The organism is Catenibacterium sp. CAG:290 (genome assembly GCF_000437715.1).
In the GTDB taxonomy this organism is placed as follows: domain Bacteria; phylum Bacillota_I; class Bacilli_A; order Erysipelotrichales; family Coprobacillaceae; genus Catenibacterium; species Catenibacterium mitsuoka_A.
The window spans coordinates 1-12,190 of sequence record NZ_FR898862.1 but is presented as its reverse complement, the minus strand read 5'-3'; the positions used below and the strand labels follow the sequence as shown (position 1 = coordinate 12,190).

Sequence of the window (12,190 nt, the reverse complement as noted above, 5' to 3'; positions counted from 1 at the left end):
CAAAGGGAGGTCCATCTGGAGGAGATGGAGGTCGTGGCGGAAGTGTTATCTTCGTTGCAACAAACTCATTATCAACTTTATTAGATTTAAGATATTATCGTGAATACAAGGCTCAAAATGGTGAAAAAGGTCATGCTAAAAAGATGCATGGTGCTGATGCTGATGATTTAGTTATCAGAGTACCAGTAGGCACTTGTGTTTATGATGACGATACAGGCAATATTATTGCCGACCTTACAAAGGATGGTCAGCGTGCTGTAATCGCAAAAGGTGGCCGTGGCGGTCGTGGGAATGCAAGATTTGCTTCATCACGTAACCCAGCACCTAAGATCTGTGAAAATGGTGAACCAGGTGAAAAATTCAATCTAAGAGTAGAATTAAAACTACTTGCAGATGTTGGATTAGTAGGATTCCCAAGTGTTGGTAAGTCTACTTTATTATCTGTTGTTTCAAAAGCAAGACCACAGATTGCTGATTATCACTTTACTACTATCGTACCTAATTTAGGTGTTGTACAGGTTAAGGATGGTCGTTCATTTGTTATGGCTGACTTACCTGGTCTTATTGAAGGCGCATCACAGGGTAAAGGTTTAGGTCATCAGTTCTTAAGACATATCGAAAGATGTCGTGTTATTGTTCATATTATTGATATGAGCGGTAGCGAAGGCAGAGATCCTTATGAAGATTATGTTACTATTAATAAAGAATTAGGTGAATATGAATATCGCTTATTAGAAAGACCACAGATTATTGTGGCTAATAAGATGGATGGCGATGAAGCAGAAGAAAACTTAAAGAAATTCAAGGAAAAGCTTGGAGATCAGAAAGTATTCCCAATTATTGCACCTATCCATGAAGGTATCGATGCTGTTCTTTATGCAGTTGCTGATGCATTAGAAACTGCTCCAGACTTCTTTAATCAGGAAGAAGAACAGGAAAGTGTTCTTTATACTTATAAGGAAGAAGAAAAACCATTCACTATCCATAATAAAGGTAATGGTGTATGGGAAGTCACTGGTAAGAAGGTTGAAAGACTTGTACAGATGGCATCATTCACTACAGATGATGGCTTCCAGAGATTCGCATTACAGATCCGTAATATGGGTATCGATGATGCATTAAGAGAAGCAGGCTGTGAAGATGGCGATACTGTACGCTTATATGACTTCGAATTTGAATTTTATAATTAATACCATTTCTAGAAATGGTATTTTTTTTTGACATATGATAGAATTAGGAAATGCGTAAAGGAGATTTTTATGTATAGTTATATCAAAGGAATCATTGCAGATTTGTATTCAGATCATATTGTCATAGATAATCATGGAATAGGTTATGAGGTACATGTATCCAACCCCTATAATTTTAAAAAGGGTGATGATGCAACAGTCTATATCTATCAGCAGGTCAAAGAGGATGATATTACTTTATTTGGCTTTAAGAAAAAAGAAGAAAAAGAATTATTTCAGAAACTTATTCTTGTAAAAGGGATAGGCTGTAAGACAGCTATTGGTATTCTTGCGACAGGTGAGATTGATGCGATTATTGATGCGATAGAAGGTAAAAATACAGCATATCTTAAGAAGATACCTGGGATTGGTCCTAAAGCTGCACAGCAGATCATCCTTGACTTGCATGGTAAGTTTGATAAACGTGCAATGAAGCCTCTTGGTTCTCCAGATTATGAAGAAGCCACTGAAGTATTAATCGCATTAGGCTATAAACAAAATGATGTAGAAAAAACAATGAAAGTATTATCTAGTGAAAATCTAGACACTAATGGTTATGTGAAACGTGCATTAGCTTTATTAACACAATAATGAAAGGAGAATCTTATGGATCGTGATATTTTAGATACAAATGAACATATCGAAGATGAAGAAAGTTCTTTAAGACCGGCTTCTTTTGATGAATATGTCGGTCAGCATGATTTAAAAGAAAACCTTCGTGTTTTTGTAGGTGCTGCAAAGATGCGTGATGAAACACTTGATCATGTTTTATTCTATGGTCCTCCAGGACTAGGTAAAACCACAATGTCAATGATTATTGCGAATGAAATGGGAACGCATATCAAGATTACAACAGGACCTTCTATTGAAAAAACAGGTGATCTTGTTGCATTACTTACATCTCTTGAACCGGGGGATGTACTCTTTATTGATGAAATTCATCGTTTAAATAAAGTTGTAGAAGAAATACTATATCCTGCAATGGAAGATTTCTGCGTAGATGTTATGATTGGTAAAGATGCGACAACACGTTCTGTACGTATTGATTTACCCCCTTTCACATTAGTAGGAGCGACTACACGTGCAGGAGATATCTCTGCCCCATTGCGTGATCGTTTTGGTATTGTGGCTAAACTTGATTATTATAAGGATGAAGAACTCCGAGATATTATTTCTCGTACAAGTAAAGTCTATGGTATGACAATGGAAGAAGAAGCCAAGATGGAACTTGCAAGACGTTCAAGAGGAACACCACGTATTGCAAATAGACTCTTTAGACGTGTCAGAGACTTTGCGCAGTTCTATGGTGATGAAATCATTACTAAAGACCGTACAATGCAGGCATTGGACCGTTTAAAAGTAGATAATCTAGGACTAGATGATGTCGATCATAAATACTTACTAGGTATCATCAATCGTTTCCAAGGTGGCCCTGTAGGATTAGAAGCACTTGCTGCAAGCATTGGTGAGGAAAGAATGACATTAGAAGATGTTTATGAACCTTACTTACTACAAAAAGGCTTGATCAAACGTACTTCAAGAGGCAGAATTGCGACAGATCTTGCTTATAGGCATTTTCATATTACAAGAGAGAATTAATTTAATTCTCTTTTTTTATGCGTCAAATTAAGATTATAGGGCTGATTCTTCTAAGTATTGCCTCATTTATATATGGTTATCAAAAGCCTGAGAAGGTCAGCTCAACGCAGAAATCAGAAGTCTATATTACATTAGAAGGTGCATTTAACAAGACAGGAGAAGTCCCTATAAAAGAAGGGATGACAATGAGTGATTTAGTTAAGGAAGTTGGAGTTAAAGAAAATGCCTGTATGGATTCTTTGAATATGAATAGAAGTATCCAGGCAGAAATGCGTCTTTACTTACCAGAAAAAAGAGCAAATATGATTTCACTCAATAAAGGAACAATAGAAGACTTTATGACATTAAAAGGAGTAGGAGAGAAAACAGCACAGAAGTTTATAGACTATAGGCATACACAGCCCTTTTATACAATAGAAGACATTATGAATATACAAGGAATCGGTGAGAAGAAATATCTCATCTACCGTGATTACTTATGCCTTTAAGATATCATTTAGTATATTATGCAGTATTTGTCTTATTACTATCTGTTGCTTATCTTGTTCATCCTTTATTTTATATATTTCTATTAGCTTATTTAATTTATCTAGTAAAACGATTTGGAAGAAAGATGTTATTTCTTCTTTTTTTATTACCTATTATATTAAGACCAGTGACTTCACCGGAAGTGCCTTCTATTGTTTCTGGAAAAGTGAAAGATATAAGAGATAATTATGTTATTTTAAATACAGATTATGGGAAGATTAAAGCTTATACAGATCATAAGTTTCAATATAATGATGAAGTACTCGTTAAATTGAACTTTCTAGAAATCAATCATCGTAAAGATCCTATAGGTTATGATGAATATCATTCATTCAAAGCTAACAACATCGTCGCAAAGGCTAAAATCACCCATATTACTTCTGTCTCATCTCATCCCTCCTTTTATCAATTGCTAGAAAAACAGTTTTCTTCCTCAAAATCTATTAAAAGCTATCAGAAGCTATTTATCTTAGGCATTAAGGATGAAGCTATTAAAGAAGACTATTCATTCCTCACAAGTCTTTCTCTCGTACATATGTTTGCTCTTTCAGGAATGCATATTCATTTACTCTATAAATGTCTCAGTCTTATTAAATCATTTATACGTGATGATATTGCAGATATCATCATTAAAGTACTTATAGCCTTTTATGTTTTTTCTATACCTTATAATATATCTCTTTATCGTGCTTTTTATATGTTAGTAATTTATGATCTTGTGAAGGAGAAGTTCAATCAGCTAGATGTTTTATCATTTCTTGTTTTAGTTAATGTTATCAAGAATCCTTATATCATCTTTAGTATTTCTTTTGTCTTTTCATATTTTATTTATTTTCTTGTCATTATGACCAAACATTTCCCATATCGCTCTTTCCTTATTTATTTATTTAGGTGGTATTCCTATTGTCCTCTCACTTAATTTCTCGATTAATATCTTTTCTTATTTCTTAACAGTTCTTCTTTCTCCTTTTATATCCTGTTTCTATGTTGTGACACTTCTCTCTCTTATTTTTCCAATAGATCTCATTATGAAGATGATGATTGGCTACCAGCAGATGATTCTTACCTTTATTACTTCATTCAATGCAGAAATCATCTTTCAAAAACCAACACTCTCATTTATTATTCTTTATTACATTATCTTGTTTAATATCTTCTTATTATTAGAAGAAAAAAAGAGTATTCAATTTTCTATGTCATTGTTGTGCGCACTACTAATCAGCTTCCATATATATAGTATCTATAAACCTTACACGCAGGTCTCTACTATTGATGTAGGACAGGGAGATTGTTCACTCATTCGTCTGCCTTTTAATCAAGGAAATTATTTGATTGATACAGGTGGTAATAGGGAATATGACATAGCCTCACATAATGTGATTCCATTTCTTAAATCTCAAGGTGTTCCGTGTATTGATAGAGTTTATATCTCTCATCATGATTATGATCACTATGGTGCATTAGATTCATTAAAGAAGAAATATAAAGTCAAGCGTGTTGTTGATACCTATCAAAAAGAAGAGAAGAATAAACTCATTACAATCAAGATGCTCAAAAGTGATGTTATCTATCCTTCTACTAATGAAAACTCATTAGTGATGTTAGTCACAACAGGAGGCTATAATTATTTATTTACAGGCGATATCCCAAGTAATGTAGAAGAAGACCTCTATAAGAAATATGGGAAAATAGATGTGGATGTCTTAAAGGTTGCACATCATGGCAGTGGTTATTCTTCTTCTGTAACATTCTTTCAAATGGTTCATCCTCGTATTGCAATGATTGGTGTAGGAGAACATAATCTCTATGGGCATCCAGCTCATATTGTCATTAAACGATTAGAAGAAAGAAAGATTAAAATACTGCGTACAGATCTTGATGGCAGCTTTTCTATTATCACTTATTTAGGAGAACATCTTATTTACCGCTATTAATAAATTTATGGTAGAATAGGACAAAAGGATGGAGAATTATGAATATTGTATTATATGGAGAAGAAAAACTGTTACTTGCACAAAGATTAGGAGACTTAAAAAAGAAATATCAATGTACAAGTGATGATATGAACTATATGGTCTATCATGCAGGTGAAACACCAATGAAGGACATTATTGAAGATGCTTTAACACAACCTTTCTTAACAGAATATAAGATGGTTGTATTAAAGAATCCAATCTTTCTCACAAAAGAGAAGCCTAAAAAGAAGCTAGTTACAGATGAAGATATCAAGTTATTTTTAGATTATATTGAACATGATAATCCAACAACATTATTTGTAATATATCATGATCAGCGTAACTTTGATGAAAGAAAAAAAGTAGTTAAATCATTACGTAAAAACGCGAAATGGTATGAAATAGAGAAATTAACCTTCAATCAGCTTTATAAGGCTACTAGAGAAGCCATTGTTCATAGAAATGCCTCTATTGAAGACAATGCTCTTGCTTTATTACTAGACCGCTGTGGAAATGATCTTCTCACTATTTCTAATCAGGTAGAAAAATTATGTCTCTATACACATAGTATAAAGAAAGAAGATGTTGAAAGATTGGTTCCACCACGCGTTGAAGAGGATGTCTTTAAGTTAACCAATGCATTATTAGCTCATGATTTAAGAAATACAATGCGTGTTTATCAAGACTTAATCTCTAAGAAACATGATCCTTTAGAACTCATTGGTTTAATTGCGAATGCATTACGTAATCTCTATCAGGTTTCTATTATGAGTAAAAAGGGATATCGTGATAATGATATTGCTTCAGCATTAGGTCTTAATCCTCGTGCTATCTATCCAATTCGTAAAAATGCAGCACATTTTGATATCACTGAACTGATGGAAAAACTCTATGCCTTATCAGAACTAGATTATGCAATCAAGACAGGTACAGTAGATAAATTTAGAGGACTAGAACTTTTCTTGATGAGGATATAATATGGAAACAAAAGCACTTTATATTCATATTCCTTTTTGTGATCATATCTGTTCTTATTGCGATTTCGCAAAGGTCTATTATCTTGAAGAGTTTGTCTTAAAATATCTAGAACGATTAAAGGAAGAACTTGATGCACTTCCTCATCATATAATGAGAACTATTTATATAGGAGGAGGAACACCAAGTGCTCTTTCTTTAAATCAATTAGATGCATTATTAAGTATGGTTGATCCTTTTGTAGGGGATGATACTCTCGAATATACAATAGAAGTCAATCCTGAATCAGCAACGCTTGATAAACTAGAATGTATGCATACTCATGGTGTGAATCGAATAAGCGTTGGTGTACAGACATTTAATAATGATTTATTAAAAAGGATTGAACGTTATCATACTTCTGATATTGCGAAAGAAGTAATAAGAAATGCATGCTCTATAGGCTTTAAGCATATCTCTATTGATCTTATGTATGGACTTCCTAATCAGACATTAGAAGATGTCCAAGAAGATTTAAAGACTGCCTTATCACTTCCTATTAATCATTTATCTTATTATTCACTTATATTGGAGGAACATACAAGACTTTATGATAACTATGAACCTCTTGATGAAGAGACAGAAGGAAAGTGGAGTGATTATATTGTAGAGACACTTTCTCATGCTGGTTTTCATCGCTATGAAGTCTCTAACTTTGCGTTAGGAAATCATGAATCAGAACATAATAAAGTTTATTGGCATTATGATAATTATTATGGTGTGGGCATTGGTGCGACAGGTAAAATAGATGATGAACTTATTTCTCACTCGCGTAGTCTTACTGATTACTTGAAGGGGAAGAATACAATATATATAGAAAAAGAAACAATTGAAGATACAATGTTTAATCATCTTATGATGTCTTTACGTCTAAAAGAAGGATTAGACCTTGATGAATTTAAAAGAAGATATCATTGTTCTGTAGAAGATGTCTATAAAGAAGCTCTTACTAAGAACCTAGGTAATCATTCGTTGATTATTGAAAACAATCATTTGAAAACAAATGATACACTCGATCTTCTTAATTCCATTCTTCTAGATTTCTTACCAGAATAAGTGGTTTCTCAAATAAGAGAAACCCTTTTTGATATAAACTAGCACTAAAGTCTTGACACTGCTAAAAAAGAAGGTATAATGAATCTAGCACAAGAGGAAAAAGAGTGCTAAGGAGGTGCTTGGGAATGCTTTCGGCAAGACAAATGCTTATATTTAAATATATTGTCGAAGAGTTTATTGAAACAGCAGAACCTGTTGGATCTAAGCTTCTAATGACAAAATATGAATTACCATATTCAAGCGCCACTATTCGAAATGAAATGAGCAAGCTTGAAGAACTTGGCTTTCTAGTGAAGACACATACATCTTCTGGTCGTGTTCCTTCCAAGAAGGGATATTACTATTATGTAAATACTTTGCTTCAGCCAAATGTCGACGAACAGGTAAAGAATCAGGTTGCAACGATCTTTAGTGATACACATCAATCATTGAATAGTTTGATTAAAGAAAGCTGTGAAATGTTAAGCCAGTTGACTGATCTGACGGCGGTTGCTCTAGGACCTAATTCAAGTTATGAATGTCTGCAGAACATTACACTTGTTCCAATTGGGACGCGTAATGTCACTGCGATTATTGTAACGGATAAGGGACATGTAGAAAATCGAGTTTTCACTTTATCTGAGACATTGAGTTTGGATGATTTACAATCTTGTGTGGCGGTAATGAATGACACATTAGTTGGAACACCAATCAATCAGGTGGCAGATAGATTAGAAAACGATGTCAAGCCAATCCTCAATACGAGAATCAAGGAACATGAAATCTTGTTTAATGCTTTCTTAGAAGCATTTATGAAGTTTGCAAGAAACAATGTATATTTCTCTGGTAAAGATCATTTGTTGTATCAACCAGAATACAATGATGTCAACAAGTTAAGAAAATTAGTGAGTGCATTTGAAAATTCATCAAACTGGAATTTCTTAGCACCAACTGATGATGATGGTATCAAGGTATTAATTGGTGATGATTCAAATGTATCTGGACTTGATGATGTATCAGTTATTTCATCTTCTTTTGATACAGGAGGAGCTAGTAAAGGAACGATTTCTGTAATCGGTCCAACACGTATGCCTTACAAGAAAGTTGTATCGCTTGTAGAATATATTACTGAAAATATAGAAAGAATCATCAAGGAAAATGATGAGTAGAAGAGGTGAGACCATGGCAGAAGAAATGAAGAAAGAAACAGAAGAAACTGTTGAAGAAACTACTAAGGAAGAAGCTGAAGAAGTAAAAGAAGAGACAACTGAAGAAACAGCTGAAGAAACAGTAGATCCTAAAGATGAAAAGATTAAGGATTTAGAATCTCAAATCAACAAGTGGAAGACAGATTATTATAAAGTATTCGCTGATATGGAAAACTTAAAGAAAAGACTTAAAAATGAACATGCGAATCAGTTAAAGTATGCAATGCAGTCTTTTATTGAAGAGTTATTACCAGTTATTGATAACTATGAAAGATCATTAACTGTTGAACCTGAAAGCGAAGAAGGTAAGAATATTCTTAAGGGTAACAAGATGATTTTGAACCAGTTAATGAATATTTTAGGCAAGAATGGTGTAACTGTGATTGAAGCGCAGGGTAAGGAATTTGATCCAAATATGCACCAGGCAGTTATGCAGGATGATAATCCTGACTTTGGTCCAAATATTGTGACTGAAGAATTACAAAAAGGTTATATGTTAAAAGATAGAGTAATTAGAGCAACTTTAGTGAAAGTGAATAAGGATTAATAGGAGGAGAACTTATTATGAGTAAAATTATTGGTATTGATTTAGGTACAACAAATTCATGTGTCAGTGTTATGGAAAATGGTGAAGCAAAAGTTATTGCAAATCCAGAAGGAATGAGAACAACTCCATCAGTTGTTGCATTCAAGAACGGTGAAATCATCGTTGGTGAAGCTGCAAAGCGTCAGGCTGTTACAAATCCTGATACTGTAGCATCAATCAAGAGACATATGGGTACAAACTATAAAGAACATGTAAATGGTCGTGATTATACACCAGAAGAAATTTCAGCAATGATTCTTCAGAACTTAAAGGCTACTGCTGAAAGTTATTTGGGTGAAAAAGTAACTAAGGCTGTTATCACAGTTCCAGCTTACTTCAATGATGCTCAGCGTCAGGCTACTAAGGATGCTGGTAAGATTGCAGGTCTTGATGTTGAACGTATTATCAACGAACCTACAGCTGCTGCACTTGCTTACGGTGTAGATAAAACTGAACAGGAACAGAAAGTATTAGTATATGACTTAGGTGGAGGAACATTCGATGTTTCTATCCTTGACTTATATGATGGTACATTTGATGTATTAGCTACTGCAGGTAACAACCGCTTAGGTGGTGATGACTTCGATAAGAAAGTTATGGACTACATGGTTTCTGAATTCAAGAAAGAAAACGGTGTTGATTTAAGTGCTGATAAGATGGCTATGCAGAGAGTTAAAGATGCTGCAGAAAAAGCTAAGAAAGACCTATCTGGTATGATGCAGACTCAGATCTCATTACCATATATCACTGCTGGTGCTAATGGACCACTTCATTTAGATATGACTCTTACAAGAGCTAAATTTGATGAATTAACAGCTGATTTAGTTGCTAAAACAGAAGTTCCAGTAAGACAGGCATTAACTGATGCGAAAGTATCTGCATCTGAAATCGATCAGATCTTATTAGTTGGTGGTTCTACTCGTATTATTGCAGTACAGGAATCAGTTAAGAGATTATTAGGAAAAGAACCTAACAAGTCAGTTAACCCTGATGAAGTAGTATCTATGGGTGCTGCAATCCAGGGTGGTGTTATCACTGGTGATGTTAAGGATGTCGTATTACTTGATGTTACACCATTATCACTTGGTATCGAAACAATGGGTGGTGTTATGACAGTATTAATCCCACGTAACACAACTATCCCAACTACTAAATCACAGATTTTCTCAACTGCTGCTGATAACCAGCCAGCTGTAGATATCAATGTATTACAGGGTGAACGTGCAATGGCTAAAGATAATAAGCAGCTAGGCTTATTCAAACTTGATGGTATTGAACCAGCTCCAAGAGGCATTCCTCAGATTGAAGTATCATTTGATATCGACGTTAACGGTATCGTAAACGTTAAAGCAAAAGATATGAAGACAAATAAAGAACAGTCTATCACTATTCAGAACTCTACAGGTTTAAGTGAAGAAGAAATTGATAGAATGGTTAAGGAAGCTGAAAGCAACAAGGCTGACGATGAAAAGAAACGTAAAGACATCGAAACTAAGAACAAAGCAGAAGCTATGATCAACCAGATTGATAAGGCTTTAGCTGAACAGGGTGCTAACCTTCCAGAAGATCAGAAGAACCAGGCTACAGCTTTAAGAGATGAACTTAAGACTGCATTAGACAATAATGATATGGCTACTCTTGAATCTAAGATGAGCGAACTTGAACAGATTGCTCAGCAGATGGCTGCTGCTCAGTATCAGCAGCAGAATGCTGGTAACACAGCAGGTGCAGACACTTCATCTAACAACAATAACGATGATTTCGTTGATGCAGACTTTACTGAAAAGAACTAACAAGAAAGCCAAGGGCAATCCCCTTGGCTTATATTAAATGAGGTGTAATTTATGGCAGATAAGAGAGATTACTATGAAGTCCTTGGTGTATCTAGGGATGCTTCAAAAGATGAAATAAAACGTGCCTATCGTAAGATGGCAAAGAAATATCACCCTGATGTGAATAAAGCGCCAGATGCAGCAGATAAGTTCAAGGAAGTTAATGAAGCCTATGAAGTTCTTTCTGATGAGAATAAAAAGGCTGCTTATGACCGTTATGGACATGCAGCATTTGAACAGGGTGGTGCAGGTGCTGGAGGATTTGGTGGCCAGGGATTTGGCGGATTTGAAGATATGGACTTTGGTGATATCTTCGGTTCATTCTTTGGCGGGGGACAGTCACGTTCTAGAAGACCTACAGGACCACAAAAAGGTGAAGACCGTTATGTTCAGATAGAAATTGATTTCATGGATGCTATCAAGGGTAAAAAGACTGAACTTAAGATCAACTATGATGAACAGTGTTCTCATTGTCATGGTACAGGTGCTAAGAATCCTAATGATGTGCATACATGTTCTAGATGTGGTGGGACAGGACGTATTAGAGTACAGCAGCGTTCACCATTTGGTACCATCATTAATGAATCAGTCTGTCCAGACTGTCATGGTACAGGTAAGGTAGTCAAGGATAAGTGTCCACGTTGTCATGGTTCAGGATATATTAATAAGAATGTCACTGTAGAATTAACTATCCCAGCTGGTATTAATTCTCATCAGCAGTTACGTGTCGCTGGTAAAGGACAGCGTGGTGTCAATGGTGGACCTAATGGTGACTTATATGTAGAAATCTATGTTCGCCCACATAAATACTTTGTGAGAAACGGTAATGATATTTCTATATCAGTTCCAGTTTCTGCAGTAGATGCAACTCTTGGCTGTGAAGTTGAAGTACCTACTGTTTATGGTGATGTCACTATGAAGATTCCAGCAGGAACACAGACTGGTACAGTCATGAGACTTAAGGGTAAAGGTGTCAAGAACATGCGTGGTGATACTTATGGTGATCAGTATGTTCAGGTTAACGTTTCTATTCCTAAGAAGTTAAGCAAGAAAGAAAAAGACCTTTATACAAAACTTAAAGAATTAGATGAAAAAGAATCTATTTTTGATCAATTTAAGAAATCATTCAAGAGATAGGGATATTGAGTATTCCTATCTTTTTTGTATAATGAAATAAGACAAACTATTAAATGTCAATAAATAG

The 12,190-nt window shown here is 34.8% G+C and carries 12 protein-coding genes; all 12 read left to right on the top strand.

Going from position 1 to position 12,190, the window contains the following annotated elements; all coding sequences use genetic code 11:
- The coding region (gene obgE, locus QVO42_RS09075; RefSeq protein WP_288164262.1) for a GTPase ObgE at positions 1-1,190 on the top strand (1,190 nt) is incomplete at its 5' end.
- A gap of 69 nt (positions 1,191-1,259) precedes the next feature.
- Positions 1,260-1,820 (top strand): Holliday junction branch migration protein RuvA, encoded by a 561-nt coding sequence (gene ruvA, locus QVO42_RS09070; protein WP_022425799.1) that lies wholly within the window; start codon positions 1,260-1,262, stop codon positions 1,818-1,820.
- 15 nt (positions 1,821-1,835) lie between these two features.
- A complete protein-coding gene (gene ruvB / locus QVO42_RS09065; RefSeq protein ID WP_022425798.1) occupies positions 1,836-2,828 on the top strand; it encodes a Holliday junction branch migration DNA helicase RuvB in 993 nt (330 codons plus the stop codon).
- A gap of 17 nt (positions 2,829-2,845) precedes the next feature.
- Positions 2,846-3,316, top strand: a complete 471-nt coding sequence (locus QVO42_RS09060) for a ComEA family DNA-binding protein (RefSeq protein ID WP_022425797.1) — start codon at positions 2,846-2,848, stop codon at positions 3,314-3,316.
- Positions 3,307-4,275, top strand: coding sequence for a ComEC/Rec2 family competence protein (locus tag QVO42_RS09055; protein WP_022425796.1), 969 nt, complete (start codon positions 3,307-3,309; stop codon positions 4,273-4,275). The genes QVO42_RS09060 and QVO42_RS09055 overlap by 10 nt, the downstream gene beginning before the upstream one ends.
- 109 nt (positions 4,276-4,384) lie before the next feature.
- Positions 4,385-5,290, top strand: a complete 906-nt coding sequence (locus QVO42_RS09050; RefSeq protein ID WP_022425795.1) for a ComEC/Rec2 family competence protein — start codon at positions 4,385-4,387, stop codon at positions 5,288-5,290.
- 38 nt (positions 5,291-5,328) lie between these two features.
- Complete coding sequence (gene holA, locus QVO42_RS09045) at positions 5,329-6,288, top strand: DNA polymerase III subunit delta (RefSeq protein ID WP_022425794.1); 960 nt, start codon at positions 5,329-5,331, stop codon at positions 6,286-6,288.
- A 1-nt stretch (position 6,289) separates the two neighbouring features.
- Positions 6,290-7,381, top strand: a complete 1,092-nt coding sequence (gene hemW / locus QVO42_RS09040; RefSeq protein WP_022425793.1) for a radical SAM family heme chaperone HemW — start codon at positions 6,290-6,292, stop codon at positions 7,379-7,381.
- A 125-nt stretch (positions 7,382-7,506) separates the two neighbouring features.
- Positions 7,507-8,529, top strand: a complete 1,023-nt coding sequence (gene hrcA / locus QVO42_RS09035; RefSeq protein WP_022425792.1) for a heat-inducible transcriptional repressor HrcA — start codon at positions 7,507-7,509, stop codon at positions 8,527-8,529.
- A 13-nt stretch (positions 8,530-8,542) separates the two neighbouring features.
- On the top strand, positions 8,543-9,115 hold the full coding sequence (grpE, locus tag QVO42_RS09030) for a nucleotide exchange factor GrpE (protein ID WP_022425791.1): 573 nt from the start codon (positions 8,543-8,545) through the stop codon (positions 9,113-9,115).
- A 17-nt stretch (positions 9,116-9,132) separates the two neighbouring features.
- Positions 9,133-10,947 (top strand): molecular chaperone DnaK, encoded by a 1,815-nt coding sequence (dnaK, locus tag QVO42_RS09025; protein ID WP_022425790.1) that lies wholly within the window; start codon positions 9,133-9,135, stop codon positions 10,945-10,947.
- 51 nt (positions 10,948-10,998) lie between these two features.
- Entirely contained in the window at positions 10,999-12,123 is a 1,125-nt protein-coding gene (gene dnaJ, locus QVO42_RS09020; RefSeq protein WP_022425789.1) for a molecular chaperone DnaJ, read from the top strand.
- Positions 12,124-12,190: the final 67 nt, after the last annotated feature.

Coding starts and splice junctions, on each gene's coding strand:
- ruvA (WP_022425799.1), top strand. CDS start 1,260: ATGTATAGTTATATCAAAGGAATCATTGCAGATTTGTATTCAGATCAT.
- ruvB (WP_022425798.1), top strand. CDS start 1,836: ATGGATCGTGATATTTTAGATACAAATGAACATATCGAAGATGAAGAA.
- QVO42_RS09060 (WP_022425797.1), top strand. CDS start 2,846: ATGCGTCAAATTAAGATTATAGGGCTGATTCTTCTAAGTATTGCCTCA.
- QVO42_RS09055 (WP_022425796.1), top strand. CDS start 3,307: ATGCCTTTAAGATATCATTTAGTATATTATGCAGTATTTGTCTTATTA.
- QVO42_RS09050 (WP_022425795.1), top strand. CDS start 4,385: ATGAAGATGATGATTGGCTACCAGCAGATGATTCTTACCTTTATTACT.
- holA (WP_022425794.1), top strand. CDS start 5,329: ATGAATATTGTATTATATGGAGAAGAAAAACTGTTACTTGCACAAAGA.
- hemW (WP_022425793.1), top strand. CDS start 6,290: ATGGAAACAAAAGCACTTTATATTCATATTCCTTTTTGTGATCATATC.
- hrcA (WP_022425792.1), top strand. CDS start 7,507: ATGCTTTCGGCAAGACAAATGCTTATATTTAAATATATTGTCGAAGAG.
- grpE (WP_022425791.1), top strand. CDS start 8,543: ATGGCAGAAGAAATGAAGAAAGAAACAGAAGAAACTGTTGAAGAAACT.
- dnaK (WP_022425790.1), top strand. CDS start 9,133: ATGAGTAAAATTATTGGTATTGATTTAGGTACAACAAATTCATGTGTC.
- dnaJ (WP_022425789.1), top strand. CDS start 10,999: ATGGCAGATAAGAGAGATTACTATGAAGTCCTTGGTGTATCTAGGGAT.